Here is a 13,825-nt window from a genome sequence, read left to right as displayed (position 1 = left end):
GCAGGGGCTTTGGCGTTCGTCGGACATTTTCCATGCCTCTGTATTCATTCAAGCTCATCAATACCCGCCTTGTCTCGGATTTCGGAGTGCATGAACTTCCAGGCGAAGCGGAGGCGCAGATAGAAGCTATCAGGCTTGCTCGGTCGCTGCGCGAAACTCGCCCGGAGCTGATCGGCCATCACTATTCGGTCTCTGTGATTAAGGATGATGGCGCAGCTGTTTGCACCATTCCGTTGGATAATAAATGGGCTGATTAAGCCCGCCAGCGTGAACCGGCGGGCGGTCAGGGACGTCGCTTGTCCGCCCGGACTTCGAGTGAAGCCAACCAACGGTTGCTGCGAGGGTATCGAAACACTAAATGACCAAGGGCTGGAGGGCGTTTCGCGGATCCCGGGTGCTGCCCTAATGCGGCCACTTCAAGTTCTGCCCATGGTCTGCGGGCGTTCGCGTTTGTGACGCTCTTCTACCTCTAAAGGGGTAGGTATGTCCGTGTATGTTCGATGCTGGCAGCGCTCGCGGAGGGAATCGAACACCTGGGAACCAAAGGTTCCACCGGGGGTTGGTCCAGTTCACCGGATGCCTTACCGCCGATTACCATCCGGTGCGGAATGGCGGCCCCAGCCCCGCCCCCCAGCCTAGCTGGGGCCGTCTGTTTTGCGGAAAATCCGAGGTAGATCAGCTGCCCGCAATCCGCTCTACCTCGCCGGCACGATACTTGTACTGGGGATTGGACTGGTCTCAGGGATCGCGTGGTTTTTGCTGCTTGCCGTCCTCGCTGCCTTCGCGGTGCAAAAGCTCGCCATCGAGAGGGAGGAAAGGCATCTCCAGGCGCGATTCGGGAGGACCTATGCGGATTACGCCGGGCGTGTGCGGCGGTGGAGCTAGGGTCACGTGTGGCACCACTTCGCTTCCTCCGAAATGGTAAATTAGCGGATGCCAGTCTCGGCTTACCTCAAGGCAGGCTTGTTCGTGGTTGCCGCAGCCGCCGCATTGTTCGCGGCAGCCGGCACGGTCGCCATCCCGGGCTTTTGGGCGTATCTCGCAATTTTCGCCGTCGTCATGATCGTTTCGTTTGCGGCGCTCGATCCGGACCTCCTGCGCGAACGCATGCGGCCGGGCGGCAAGAAGCCGCCGCTCGCGTTGAGGGTCTTCTCGCTCGTTCTGTTTATGCATTGGATCGTTGCGGGGCTCGATCGTGGCCGTTTCCATTGGAGCGACAACGTGCCTGACTGGCTGCAAGGGGTTTGCCTGTTCACGTTCGCAGCCGGCTATGCCTTGGCACTATGGGCCATGCGCGTGAACCGGTTTTTCTCCTCTGCCATTCGCATCCAGACCGACCGCGGCCAGCACGTCGTCACCACGGGGCCCTACGCATTATTACGCCGCGCGGGTCCGATGGCGGCTCGTTCCGGGCATTTGGTGAGAGCCAGACCTCACTTGGGAAAGCATGCTGCTCACCAATCCGGGTCGTTACCATCTCAGAGAGGAAGCAAGCGAGCCATGTCTGAAAGTGGCCCACAGCATCGAACCGTGACGTTCACTCTGGCGTCGGCTGTTTGGGGAAGACCGGACGTAGTTGCGGGCATGCTAAATCGACGCGAATGACCCGAAACGGACGGCTCGTCTCTGGCGGCAACAAATGTTAATTCGTCATGCGCTGCGCAATCCAACCTTCATGACGACCGGCAACATCCACGCCCATCTTCACTCGATGACGCGGTCGGCGCGTTTCAGCATGTCGGCCGGGACGGTCACTCCCAGTTCGCGCGCGGTCTTGAGGTTGATCACGAGCTGGTGCTTCGAGAAGACTTCAATCGCGGTGTCCGCGGGCTTTGCGCCCTTGAGGATCTGGTCGACATACACCGGTACGCGCGTATATGTGGACGTGTAACTTGTACCGTAGGACATCAGGCCGCCCGCGTCCGCCTGTCCACCCCACAACATCGTCGGGATGCGCCGCGACGTGGCCAATTCCGCGACGGTTTTAGGAATAGCGAAAACGGCTGGGACTTCCAGCACCACCAGCGCCTCGGCGCCCTCGTTCGCTATGGCCTTGAACGCAGCATCAAAATCGGGCTTTGGGCCGCGCAATTTCAGGACCTGAGGCTTGAGGCCGGCCGCGCTGGCGGCGGCCACATTGGCGCGGTCGATGGGCGCCAAACCGTTGGCGTCGGCGCCGGGAATGTCTGCGTCGCTGAAAATCGCGACCCGGGCGAGTTTCGGAATCATCTCCTTGAGGAGTGCCATGTGCCGAACGGGGAGTTCGGGATCGTTGTTGGTGACTCCCGTGAGGTTTCCGCCAGGCCGCTCAAGCGTAGTCGCGGCGCCAATGGCGACCGGATCGGCGACAAGGGTAAACACGATCGGGATCGTCGTGGTCGCTTTTCGCGCCGGGTTTGTTGGCGGACCGCCATAGCTGACAATGACGTCTACGCCCTTGCTGACCAATTCAGCGGCGAAGCCAGGCAGGCGGTCGAGCTGTCCTTCAGCAGCACGCACCTCATAGAAGACATTGGTTCCTTCGACATAGTCGAGTTGCGTCAAACCAGTACGAAGCGATTCGGTTTCCGGGCTGGGGTTGTTACGGTTCAGGAGTACGCCAATCCGATATACTTTGCCGGCTTGCTGGGCGTGCAACGTGCCCAAGGTCAGGGCTAGCCCTGTAGCTGACGCCGCGGCACCCATTAGAATGCTACGCCGATTCATGGCAATTCCTTCCGAAGATGATCGTTTGGATTTCTCGGTCTGATGGTGCGGCATCTTACATGGTTGACCACCGTGGGAATGGAATATCTTGCACGAACGCGATGCACCCTATTGGCCCGAACGCGAAGCCCAGACCGGCTCTGAAATCGTCCGGTTGTCGCGATAGACCAGACGTGACCGGCGGCGGTCAGGACGGCGCCTATTGACCCTAAGCCGAAGAGCGCCTGAGACGCCGTGATGTCCGCTGTCGCTGGTAAACCGGACACCGAGCTGAACGTGCATCGACCGCAGCTTGTGACCCTGAACGGTCGGAACGTGTGGAGTACTTGAAACGTGGCCTTCACGAGCGCCCCGCCGAGTTGCCTACTGCCATCTTGCGTTCGGCCCAGCTCTTGATATCGCCGACCGTCATCGCCTTGAGGAACGGATTGGCGTTGACCAGCTTTTCGCGCGTGGTCCGACCCGTCGCGTCAGCAGCGGCCATAAGGGAAGCAGCATCGGCACTTTCTGCGCCGGCCAATAGCGCCACGGCGCCCGCCGGTCCCGCGAAATGGGCAAGGTAGAGAGAACCGGGTGTGATCGGCAGACTGCGCTTGTTCAGCATCGCGGCATATTCCTCGACCAGCCGTGCGGCGATCTCTCGCGCAAGCTCGGCATCTCGCCGCAAGTCCAACACTTGCTTGTCGGTGCGGCCCTGGATCAGATCGCGTCGGTGCCTTCGAACGGCTTCGAGCCACGTGTCATCGAGAAACTGGGCGGCGCCAGTCGCGCTCGACCGCTTGTTCCTTGCATTCGGGTCACCATTGGACTCGGCTATGATAATGCGCTCGACCAACGCCTTGGCGGCCGTCCTGTCGATCGATTTTCCGTTCAAATGCGCGTCGCGAAACAGGACGAAACTTACGACGAAAGCCACGCCGATCGCCACTCCAAGAACGAGCGTGATGGATTCCGCCGACAGCCAGTCCCGCGCGGCGACAACGGATCCACGCTCATCGGGGCGAGGCGGCCGGATTTCGTCGGCACGGCTTGTTTGCTCTGACGAACGCGCGAGGAGCCGCGGATTGCCGTCGGCTATCTCGCCGATAAAGGGAAATCGTTGGGCTAGGTCTGGCATCCCGTTGACAGGTTCAATGCTTTGAATAGGCCTTCGAAGGCAGCTGACCGGCAGGGCTTGACCTCCGCGACCGATTTGGCGCGATTGGCATTCGCAGTTGCCTTGGAAGTTTCCTGCCGAGGCCGAGGTCTGGGCAGCATGACTGCGGATTTTTCTTCGCTTGCGCTGCGCTTGTGTTGCTCGATGATCTTCGACGGCTCTTGCGCAACAATCGCTGTTAGATGCGGCGGAGGCATCGGCTCGCTCGAGGGCTGCAGCGCTTCAAATTGCATGTGCGGGATTTCGAGCCGGTCTGCCGTCGTCAGTGTATCGTGTGAGGCGCGTAACCCGACGGTTGCCTGAGCGGGCGGCTCGTTCACAGGCTTTGTGGTGCGCGGTGGTGTCTCGAGCTCCATCACCGCGAGTGTACCGAGGCCAACAAGGATGAGAGCCACTCTCATCTGATTTCACGCTTTCCGAACGAGAAGCCTCGCTCAAAGCCTGCCGGAAATAAGCTCCCGAAAATCGGCGAACAATTGCAAACATCCAATAAGGCGGCTTAGCGGCAGAAGTGAACCTGCAGGCGCGGTTACGTGAGAAGATCAGAGACAGGGTTAACGCGGGTCGAGCTGGCCGGCTTGAAAAGACCGTACTCGGGATCGATCGATGGGCGACCGATATGGCTGTAGAACGCAGCCATCTCGCGATGAACGTCTGCCAATGCCTGACTGACGAACACATCGATCTTGCGTAGGAGGTCGGAGGCCGGAACGCGCTCCTCCAAATGGAAAGAGTAGGAGAACTGGGCCTGACCCGCCCGCTGGCGCCCCATCACCTCATCAACTCAACTGACTTCTTCAACAGCATCGGCCCAGAGCCGAACGGCGCTCTAACTCTCACGATGTCGGCTGTCTGAGCTGGTCCGGACATGAGGGGCGCTTGTCTCGACCGCCGCCTTGACCCCATCGTACCGGGTCGGGTTCTTGTCCGCCTTCGGGCCTAAAGCAGAAAATCGCCGCTGTCCCACCTGCGCACGATTTCAGAGTCGGATGACTTTTCTTCGAAACGTCATCCCGTCACCCCAGGACGCATTGACAGCTGCAATACACAATCGCAATCTCGTTTCTGACGTCTTTGGCGCAGCCTGCGTCAACCGCGCCGAGAGAATTCACCAGGAGTTCCGACAGTGAACAGATCAACCCTGCTCGCCGGCGTCTGCGCTGCGGCGCTCGCTGTGGCCTCGACCGCGTCTGCCAAAACCTTGATTTACTGCTCGGAGGGCAGCCCAGAGAACTTCTATCCCGGCGTCAACACCACCGGCACGTCGTTCGACGGCAATGAGCCGATCTACAACCGCATTGTCGAATTCGAGCGCGGCGGCACGAAAGTGGTGCCGGGCCTCGCGGAAAAATGGACGATCTCGCCTGACGGCGTCACCTATACTTTCAACCTGCGCAAGGGCGTGAAGTGGCATGCGACGTCGAAGTCGTTCAAGCCGACGCGGGAGTTCAATGCTGACGACGTCCTATTCTCAATCGAGCGGCAATGGAAGGACGACAATCCGTATTTCAAGGTAACGAGTCCGAACCATTCCTATTTCGGCGACATGGGCATGCCGAAATTGTTGAAGTCGGTCGAGAAGCTCGACGACTACACCATCAAGATAACGCTCAACCAGCCGGAAGCGCCTTTCCTCGCCGATCTCGCGATGCCCTACGCAGCCATCCAGTCGAAGGAGTATGCGGATGCCATGCTGAAGGCCGGCACGCCTGAGAAGATCGACCAGGATCCGATCGGCACCGGCCCATTCTATCTGGTGCAGTACCAGAAGGACGCCGTGATTCGTTACAAGGCATTCCCTGAATTCTGGGGCGGCAAGGCCAAGATCGACGACCTCGTCTATGCGATCACGCCGGATGCATCCGTTCGCTGGGCCAAACTCCAGAAGGGCGAATGCGACGTGATGCCCTATCCGAACCCGGCCGACATCGACGCGATCAAGAAGGATCCGAACGTCACGATGCTGGAGCAGCCCGGCCTCAACATCGGTTATCTCGCGTTCCAGACACAGAAGAAGCCCTTCGACGACGTGCGCGTGCGCAAGGCCATCAGCATGGCGATCGACAGGAAGGCGATCATCGATGCCGTCTATCTGTCGACCGGCATCGCGGCCAAGAACCCGATCCCGCCCACCATGTGGTCGTACAACGACAGCATCAAGGACGATCCCTTTGATCCGGAGCAAGCCAAGAAGCTTCTGGCCGACGCCGGCTACCCGAACGGTTTCGAAACCGATCTATGGGCCATGCCGGTGCAGCGCCCCTACAATCCGAACGCCAAGCGCATTGCCGAGTTGATGCAGGCCGACCTCGCCAAGATCGGCGTCAAGGCCGAGATCAAGTCGTTTGAATGGGGCGAATACCGCAAGCGGTTGCAGACCGGCGAGCATCAGATGGGCATGTTCGGCTGGACCGGCGACAACGGCGACCCTGACAACTTCCTGCACACATTGCTGGGCTGCGCCTCGGCGCAAACGGCATCGGGCTCGAATATCGCCAAATTCTGCTACAAGCCGTTCGACGACCTGGTCGTGAAGGCCAAGACGGTCAGTGATCAGGCCGAGCGGACCAAGCTGTACGAGCAGGCGCAGGTGATTTTCAAGGAGCAGGTGCCGTGGTTCACCATCGCGCACGCGGTGCAGTTGAAGCCCGTCACCAAGAGAGTGATTGACTTCAAGCTGTCGCCGTTCGGGCGCCACAACTTCTACGGCGTCGACGTCAAGGAATAGCAGGAGACAGGGGCGGAGTAGCTTGGCATGACTCCGCCCATTTTTCTTTACCCTTTCCTTTCCGGGGGAGGGTGGCAGGGCACGGCATGATCCGGTTCATCTTTACCCGACTGAGCCTCGTGGTTCCGACCTTTATCGGGATTACGCTGCTTGTGTTCGTGCTGATCCGCCTGATCCCCGGCGACCCCATCGAGACGATGGCGGGCGAACGCGGCATCGATCCGGCCCGGCACGCGCAATTGCGCAAGGAGTACGGCTTCGATCAGCCGGTTCTGGTGCAATACGGCCTCTATCTGTCGCGGCTGGTGCATGGTGACCTCGGCCGCTCGATCGTCACCCATGAGCCGGTGATTACCGAATTTGGGACGTTGTTCCCGGCGACGATCGAACTATCGGTCTGCGCGATCCTGTTTGCGTTAGGCCTCGGGTTACCAGCCGGGATTATCGCGGCGGTCCGGCGCAACTCCATCTTCGATCACGGCGTGATGGGCATCTCGCTCACCGGATATTCGATGCCGATCTTCTGGTGGGGATTGCTGCTGATCCTGCTTTTTTCCGTGCAGCTCGGTTGGACGCCGGTATCGGGCCGGATCGCCGTGCAATACTACATCGAACCGGTGACCGGCTTCCTGCTGATCGATGCGCTGCTGGCTGGTGATTTCGGCGCGTTCCGCTCGGCCCTGTCTCACCTTGTGCTGCCGATGATTGTGCTCGGCACGGTGCCGCTCGCCGTAATCGCCCGTATGACGCGGTCCGCCATGCTGGAGGTCCTGGGCGAAGATTACATCCGCACCGCCCGCGCCAAGGGGTTGCCGCGTTCCCGGGTGATAGCGATCCATGCATTGCGCAATGCGCTGATCCCGGTGGTGACGGTGATTGGGCTGCAGGTCGGCGTCCTGTTTACCGGCGCGATCCTCACGGAGACCATATTCTCCTGGCCGGGCGTCGGCAAATGGCTGATCGAGGGCATCAACCGCCGCGACTATCCGGTGCTGCAGGGCGGCACGCTCTTGATCGGTGCGATCGTCATGATCGTCAATCTGCTGGTTGACGTCGCCTATGGGCTGATAAATCCCCGCATCCGGTACACAAGATGACCGCCGAAGTCTTGGAAACTCCCGTCGTCGTGGCGCAAGAAAACGCGCCGCCGCATCCGCTGTTGCAATTCTGGTCAGATTTCAAAGCAAATTTCGGTGCCGTGGCAGGCCTCGTCGTGATCGTGGTTCTGGTTCTGCTCGCGCTCTTTGCCGATTTCGTTGCGCCACATTCCCCGATCCTCACTAACAGTACCATCTTTCTCAAGCCCCCCTTCTGGCAGCAGGGCGGATCGACCGTCTATCCGCTCGGTACCGACGCGATCGGCCGCGATATTCTATCCCGTCTCATTCACGGAGCACGGCTTTCGCTTCTGATTGGCATCGCGGTGGTGACGTTGTCGGTGGTCGCCGGGACGATTCTCGGTTTGGTCGCGGGTTTTTTCCGCGGCCTGATCGAGATCGCGATCATGCGGCTGATGGACATCACCTTGACGCTGCCAAGCCTTTTGCTCGCCATCGTGATCGTTGCGATCCTCGGGCCGGGCCTGATGAATGCGATGCTGGCGGTCACGATCGTGCTGCTGCCGCACTACGTGCGGATCGCGCGCGCCGCCGTGATCAGCGAAGTGTCGAAGGACTACGTCACCGCGGCCAAAGTCGCAGGAGCCGGCCGGCTTCGGTTGATGTTCAGGGAGGTATTGCCGAATTGCGCAGCGCCCCTGATCGTGCAGGCGACGCTCGGCATTTCGACCGCAATCCTGGACGCGGCCGCGCTCGGCTTTCTGGGTCTCGGTGCGCAACCGCCCCTGCCAGAGTGGGGAACCATGCTGGCGGACGCGCGCGAATTCGTACTCCGGGCCTGGTGGGTCGTCACGCTTCCGGGCCTGGCGATCCTCGTGACCGTGCTGGCCTTCAACCTTCTGGGCGACGGATTGCGCGACGCGCTCGATCCCAAGCTCAAGCGATAGCTTCCTGAAGTCGATCTGATGCCGCTGCTCGAGATTGAAAATCTATCGGTTGAGTTTCCATTCCAGAACGGGATGGTGCGCGCCGTGGATGGCGTCAACATCACGCTCGAAAAAGGCGAGGTGCTGGGAATCGTCGGCGAATCCGGCTCCGGCAAGAGCGTCGGCATGTTGGCCCTGATGGGACTCGTGCCCTATCCGGGGCGTGTCCGAGCCGACAAGCTGCTGTTCGAGGGGCGGAATCTGCAGACTTTGTCCGACCGCGAGCGGTGCGCGCTCACCGGCAAGGACGTCGCGATGATCTTCCAGGAGCCGACGACATCGCTCAATCCCTCTTTCACGATCGGCTATCAGTTGGCCGAGACGTTGCACGTCCATGAAGGGATGGATCGCAAGGCCGCGCGGCGCCGCGTAATCGAGCTCTTGGAGCAAGTCGGCATTCCGGCCCCGGAGAGCCGGCTGTCGGCCTACCCGCACCAGCTCTCGGGCGGCATGAATCAACGCGTCATGATTGCGATGGCGATCGCCTGCAATCCGAAGCTCCTGATCGCGGATGAGCCGACGACGGCGCTCGATGTCACCATTCAGGCGCAGATCCTCGATCTTCTGCTGTCTCTGCAACGCGATCGTGGCATGGCGCTGATCCTCATCACGCATAACATGGGTGTGGTTTCGGACACGACTGAGCGAGTCGCTGTCATGTATGCGGGACAGATCATGGAACAGCGCCCGACGCAGAGCCTGTTTGCGTCGCCGCAGCATCCCTATACAGCCGCGTTGCTGGCGGCACGCCCGGAGGCGAGTGATGGCGGACGGCTCGCCACCATTCCTGGCGTGGTGCCGGGGCTCAATGATCGACCGCCGGGGTGCCTGTTTAGTCCGCGTTGCATCCATGCAACGCCGCTGGCCGACAAGGTGCGTCCCGATCTGCGCCCCTGGATGGACGGCCTGATCCGTTGTCATTATCCGCTCGGCGATCCGACACGGGATGAGCGCATCGCGGCCGATGGGGGCGGCGCGTCGATCCTCAAGCGCGAGTCCGTGTCATGACGGCGCTTGTCACCGCCACCGATCTCAGGCGCAGTTACGAGATCAAGCAGGGCTGGTTTCGCCCACCGGCGCATCTGCAGGCCGTGGGCGGAGTATCGTTCGCGCTTGAAGCCGGCAAGACGCTGGCGGTCGTCGGCGAATCCGGCTGCGGCAAGTCGACGCTCGCAAGGCTTGTGACTCTCATCGAGAAGCCGAGCGGCGGCACGCTGATGCTCGACGGCGTCGATGCGGTCAATCCTCCGGCCAGCGCTGTGAAGACATTGCGCCGCACTGTGCAGATCGTGTTTCAAAACCCCTATGGGTCGCTCAACCCCCGCAAGCGCGTTGGCCACATACTCGAAGAGCCGCTGATCATCAACACCAGACTTTCCAAGCAAGACCGGCGGGCGCAGGCGCTCGACATGATGGCGAAGGTCGGGCTGCGACCGGAGCAATATGGCCGCTATCCGCACATGTTCTCGGGTGGCCAGCGTCAGCGCATCGCAATCGCGCGCGCCTTGATGCTGCGGCCGAAGCTGCTCGTTGCCGATGAGCCTGTGTCCGCGCTCGACATGTCGGTGCAGGCGCAGGTTCTCAACCTCCTGGTCGATCTGCAGCGCGAACTGGGGCTGGCTTATCTCTTCATCTCGCACGATCTCGCCGTGGTGCGTCACATTGCCGAAGACGTGATGATCATGTATCTGGGGATCGCAGTGGAGCATGGGCCGAAAGAGCGCATCTTTGCGCGGTCGTTGCATCCCTATACTCAGGCCTTGCTTGACGCGACGCCGGGCCTCGGTCGCAAACGCCAGCGCATCGTTCCGAAGGGCGAGTTGCCTTCGCCGCTCGATCCGCCGAAAGGCTGCGTGTTCTCGACCCGCTGTCCCTATGTGACGGATCTCTGCCGCACGCAGCGTCCGCTCTTGCGCCCGCTCGACAGCCGGCTCGTCGCCTGCCACTACGCCGAGCGTTTCCTGGAAGTACAGGCGGCTTAGAGCCGATTGGCCGTGCCAAGCGATGAACTGAGCGTCCGGCTTCGCAAGCGGCTACGCCGGACAAGCTACGCTGCTTCGTGCGAGAGAACGAAGACGGTTGCGCTGCGCCGCTATGACGAGGCGAGCAGGATGCCCAAAGAATGCGTCTGGCGATGTCCGTTCGCGAGGATAAAGCAGACGTAGGAGCCGGACGGCCTGACTTCCGAGTTTGACCCACATGTATGGTCCGGCCGTGCGTAGCAAGAGATTCGTCGATCAGGTGGTGAGTGGTCTTGCATCAATGTATCCGGCCTTTGATTGGAGCATTTGCTCCGGGCCATCATGGATATCAGCGCGCGCGCGTTCTCATTAGCGGACAGGCCTCGATTGGGCCATTTGGGTCACCAGTGTTCGCATGCGCCGGGAAGACCGAACCTCCATCTCGTCTCATCCTCTCGCAGACCTCGGCTGGAACCTGTTGATGGGGTTACGTCATCGCTTGCTCCTCCTACCTCGCAGTTCCTGTGTTCGAGCCAGGGGCCGTTCCTTCGTCCCGGCCCGCAGGACGTGCGTCGCGTCGCGCGCACGGGCGGTCAAGGCCGGTCGTTGCGCTTGGCTTGCGGCTGGCTCCGGCGTTGCCAGGCCGCGCCTTGACCGCGCCGAGCACGGCGCGACGATCAAGCGGGTCGGACGCCTGCATCGTTGGTCCTTGTCAGCTCGAAGGCGCGTCCTTTAGCCAGCACCGCCCAGGCGATGCGGGCAAGCTTGTTGGCGAGTGCGATCGCCAGCACGTTGTGGTGCAATCGCTTCTTGGCGGCTTCGATCCAGGATCTGAGTCCGTAACGTTCCCAGTTCTTGATCCTGACCAGCACCACCCATGCCGCCTGGACGAACAGAACGCGGAGGTAGCGATTGCCGCGCCTTGAGATTTTGCCGAGGATCGTGCGGTCTCCCGTCGAGATCTGCTTGGGCACCAGCCCGAGCCAGGCGCCGAAGTCACGGCCTTTGGAGAAGACGTCTCCAGTGCCGATCGCGGCCACCATGGCGCTCGAAATGATCGGCCCGATGCCAGGCACCGTCATCAGGCGCGAACATGCCTGATCTTGACGGGCCAGTGCTTCGATCTCGCCGGAGAGCCTATCGATGCGCTGATCCAGCCGACGCCAGTCGCCTGCCAACTCCTCGATGACACACAACATGCGTGGCGACAGGGCATCGGTGCGCGTCGCAAGGATGGTGGGCAGTTCTGTGCGCAGGAAGCCGATACCCTGGCGCACCGCGATCCCGCGTTCCAGCATGAAGGCGCGAATCTGGTTGATGATGCCGGTGCGTTGCGACACCAGCCGCTCGCGCACCCGATGCAGCGCCTGCAGATCCAGTTGCTCCGCGGTCTTGGTCGCCACGAACTTCATCGTCGGCGCTGCACGGCTTCGGCAATCGCTTCGGCGTCATTGAAGTCGTTCTTCGGTCCTTTGCTATAAGGGCGGACATATTTGGCCGGCATCAACCTGGCATCGTGACCTAACGATGCGAGTTTGCGGCTCAAATGATGTGCGCCGACGCAGGCTTCCATGCCGATCAGGCAAGGCGGCATATTGGCGAGCCGCGCCTCGACCTGGCCACGCGACCACTTTTGCCGCAGCACGACGGTGCCGCGCGTATCGTGGCCCACGACGTGGAACGAGTTTTTGCCGATATCGATGCCGATCACGGCGATCGCGGTACTGGGTGTCTGGGACATGGCGTGCTCCTTGTCTTGGCGCCCCTGGCCAGCTTATCGCTGGCGGGGCAGGAGCACGGCCGGACCATCCCATTAGCGGACCACGCTGTTCATGGAAAATTGAGTAATTGCCCGGCTCTTGGTTGACGACCGACGAACTGCAACCAAGAAAGTGTGCCTCAGTGGGGGCGAGCCGAGCAGGGAACATGCCCGAATTTGGACGTAGGCAATACCGCGAGACCCGCGCCGAAACATCCGACATGATGAAGTGGGTCATTTCTTCCGCGGTCGCGGTGCTGATAGCTGGCCTATTCTTCAGTTACCGATTGCTCATTCATCCCGGCAATCCAGATCCACTTTTGAATAAACGGGGGTCATTTGCAGAGATGGTACAACGGAATGCATTTAGCGCAGATCAACTACTTCAGCATCCGTCCATTAGCACCGCGGTGGTTTCGATCCGTTTTGGCAACAAGGTATACAGGGTGCCGCGCAATTACCTCGTGGATCTTGATCGATCAGCTGTCGCCCCCAATCCTCGAACGACGACGTTCGAAATTCACGTCCTGCTCCCCGGCTTGACGCCTAGGAACGCGAACAATGCTGATAGATTTATCGAGCATCCATATCGCGACGGCTTCCATGATCAGGTGAGCGCAACGATCCGAGGAGGACAGGAAGAGTTGGATTTTTCCGAGCGAAAGGGACAGTGGGAGCGTCGGTGTGAACAGAAAGGCCAAGGCGAGTTTCGAGAGGTCGAATCCGCTATGCCAGGCGGATTCCGATCTATTTATGAGAGGTACGACCGAGGGGCCTCTGATTTTTGCCTGCAACAAGATCTCCGACAAGAATCCTTATTGCACTCTCGCCGAGCACACCGGCGCGGAATACGGCGTTCTGAATTTGGAATTTAGTCGCAAATACGTTTACCAAGCGGACGAGATCAGGAAACGGTTTCGTGCGCTCCTCGACTCTTTCGCCGAGAACTAAGGTTGTTTTCAATAACGCCTCACAGGCGCGATGGGTGCCCGGCATGGAAGTACACACAGCAAGGCCTCTCTTCAAGACGATCGGCTTTGTATTCGGGTTGTTCTGTCTTCTTATGACCTATGCTTCGGGCGTTCGTCTTTACGAACACGTGCTCGGGGGCCGATCCATCCCACAGCACGGGGTAAGCCTTGTGTTGGACATCGGCGGGAATGTCCTCCTTTTAGGCATGAGTTGCTTCGGAGTGATTGCGGTATTGCTTATTGGCCGAAGGGGGTTGGACGGAGTTGTCGGAAACTGGCCATATGTCCTTCCTATTGTGTTAGTCGCTGTATTTTGCGCTGCGATAGCCGCTGCGTTCGGCGCCAGAAGAATGACCTGGGTTCTTCCTGCGGCCAGTTTGTTCGGCCTCGTCGGGTTATGGGTCGGATGGAGTGGTCTTAGACAGCATGGATTGTCCATCACTACCCGCGTCTCGGATATGTCTCTGATCCGAAGACAAAACGAGACCAGTCAGTGACGA

The 13,825-nt window shown here is 60.4% G+C and carries 12 protein-coding genes and 1 pseudogene; 8 read left to right on the top strand and 5 right to left on the bottom strand.

Annotated features, from left to right (window positions below; all coding sequences use genetic code 11):
• Positions 1-32: 32 nt before the first annotated feature.
• The 3 genes from ACE10W_RS27790 (at position 33) to ACE10W_RS27780 (ending at position 1,605) form a co-directional block, all read left to right on the top strand.
• Entirely contained in the window at positions 33-257 is a 225-nt protein-coding gene (locus ACE10W_RS27790; protein WP_271553241.1) for a DUF6894 family protein, read from the top strand.
• Positions 258-654: 397 nt separating this feature from the next.
• On the top strand, positions 655-885 hold the full coding sequence (locus tag ACE10W_RS27785; protein WP_375762208.1) for a methyltransferase family protein: 231 nt from the start codon (positions 655-657) through the stop codon (positions 883-885).
• Positions 886-963: 78 nt separating this feature from the next.
• The gene (locus ACE10W_RS27780) at positions 964-1,605 is read left to right on the top strand and encodes a hypothetical protein (protein WP_129557354.1); all 642 of its coding nucleotides are present in this window, start codon (positions 964-966) and stop codon (positions 1,603-1,605) included.
• 99 nt (positions 1,606-1,704) lie between these two features.
• Here ACE10W_RS27780 and ACE10W_RS27775 read toward each other — a convergent pair whose 3' ends face one another.
• The 4 genes from ACE10W_RS27775 to ACE10W_RS27760 form a co-directional block, all read right to left on the bottom strand.
• Complete coding sequence (locus ACE10W_RS27775; RefSeq protein WP_375762207.1) at positions 1,705-2,706, bottom strand: ABC transporter substrate-binding protein; 1,002 nt, start codon at positions 2,704-2,706, stop codon at positions 1,705-1,707.
• A 340-nt stretch (positions 2,707-3,046) separates the two neighbouring features.
• Positions 3,047-3,823, bottom strand: coding sequence for a lytic transglycosylase domain-containing protein (locus ACE10W_RS27770; protein WP_049823476.1), 777 nt, complete (start codon positions 3,821-3,823; stop codon positions 3,047-3,049).
• Positions 3,811-4,263, bottom strand: a complete 453-nt coding sequence (locus tag ACE10W_RS27765; protein ID WP_060908333.1) for a hypothetical protein — start codon at positions 4,261-4,263, stop codon at positions 3,811-3,813. The genes ACE10W_RS27770 and ACE10W_RS27765 overlap by 13 nt, the downstream gene beginning before the upstream one ends.
• Before the next feature lie 128 nt (positions 4,264-4,391).
• Positions 4,392-4,637: a hypothetical protein gene (locus tag ACE10W_RS27760; RefSeq protein ID WP_143279781.1), complete on the bottom strand. Its 246-nt coding sequence runs from the start codon at positions 4,635-4,637 to the stop codon at positions 4,392-4,394.
• A 351-nt stretch (positions 4,638-4,988) separates the two neighbouring features.
• On the opposite strand from ACE10W_RS27760, the gene ACE10W_RS27755 reads away from it, so the two are divergent.
• The 5 genes from ACE10W_RS27755 to ACE10W_RS27735 all read left to right on the top strand — a co-directional run bounded on the left by ACE10W_RS27755 (position 4,989) and on the right by ACE10W_RS27735 (position 10,616).
• Positions 4,989-6,590 carry an ABC transporter substrate-binding protein gene (locus ACE10W_RS27755; RefSeq protein WP_060908331.1) on the top strand — a complete coding sequence of 534 codons (1,602 nt, stop codon included), beginning with the start codon at positions 4,989-4,991 and terminating at the stop codon, positions 6,588-6,590.
• A gap of 86 nt (positions 6,591-6,676) precedes the next feature.
• Positions 6,677-7,687 (top strand): ABC transporter permease subunit, encoded by a 1,011-nt coding sequence (locus tag ACE10W_RS27750; RefSeq protein WP_097532595.1) that lies wholly within the window; start codon positions 6,677-6,679, stop codon positions 7,685-7,687.
• Positions 7,684-8,595: an ABC transporter permease subunit gene (locus tag ACE10W_RS27745; RefSeq protein WP_060908329.1), complete on the top strand. Its 912-nt coding sequence runs from the start codon at positions 7,684-7,686 to the stop codon at positions 8,593-8,595. Before ACE10W_RS27750 ends, ACE10W_RS27745 begins: the two co-directional genes overlap by 4 nt.
• An 18-nt stretch (positions 8,596-8,613) precedes the next feature.
• Positions 8,614-9,642, top strand: coding sequence for an ABC transporter ATP-binding protein (locus ACE10W_RS27740; protein WP_060908328.1), 1,029 nt, complete (start codon positions 8,614-8,616; stop codon positions 9,640-9,642).
• A complete protein-coding gene (locus tag ACE10W_RS27735; protein WP_060908327.1) occupies positions 9,639-10,616 on the top strand; it encodes a peptide ABC transporter ATP-binding protein in 978 nt (325 codons plus the stop codon). The genes ACE10W_RS27740 and ACE10W_RS27735 overlap by 4 nt, the downstream gene beginning before the upstream one ends.
• A gap of 656 nt (positions 10,617-11,272) precedes the next feature.
• Here ACE10W_RS27735 and ACE10W_RS27730 read toward each other — a convergent pair.
• Positions 11,273-12,336: pseudogene (locus tag ACE10W_RS27730) on the bottom strand (IS110-like element ISBj4 family transposase).
• Between the last annotated feature and the right edge of the window lie 1,489 nt (positions 12,337-13,825).

Origin of the sequence: Bradyrhizobium sp. B025, assembly GCF_042257955.1 — a bacterium.
Classification (GTDB): domain Bacteria; phylum Pseudomonadota; class Alphaproteobacteria; order Rhizobiales; family Xanthobacteraceae; genus Bradyrhizobium; species Bradyrhizobium diazoefficiens.
This window is presented reverse-complemented; position numbering and strand designations above follow the sequence as displayed.

Coding starts and splice junctions, on each gene's coding strand:
- ACE10W_RS27790 (WP_271553241.1), top strand. CDS start 33: ATGCCTCTGTATTCATTCAAGCTCATCAATACCCGCCTTGTCTCGGAT.
- ACE10W_RS27775 (WP_375762207.1), bottom strand. CDS start 2,706: ATGAATCGGCGTAGCATTCTAATGGGTGCCGCGGCGTCAGCTACAGGG.
- ACE10W_RS27770 (WP_049823476.1), bottom strand. CDS start 3,823: ATGCCAGACCTAGCCCAACGATTTCCCTTTATCGGCGAGATAGCCGAC.
- ACE10W_RS27765 (WP_060908333.1), bottom strand. CDS start 4,263: ATGAGAGTGGCTCTCATCCTTGTTGGCCTCGGTACACTCGCGGTGATG.
- ACE10W_RS27750 (WP_097532595.1), top strand. CDS start 6,677: ATGATCCGGTTCATCTTTACCCGACTGAGCCTCGTGGTTCCGACCTTT.
- ACE10W_RS27745 (WP_060908329.1), top strand. CDS start 7,684: ATGACCGCCGAAGTCTTGGAAACTCCCGTCGTCGTGGCGCAAGAAAAC.
- ACE10W_RS27740 (WP_060908328.1), top strand. CDS start 8,614: ATGCCGCTGCTCGAGATTGAAAATCTATCGGTTGAGTTTCCATTCCAG.
- ACE10W_RS27735 (WP_060908327.1), top strand. CDS start 9,639: ATGACGGCGCTTGTCACCGCCACCGATCTCAGGCGCAGTTACGAGATC.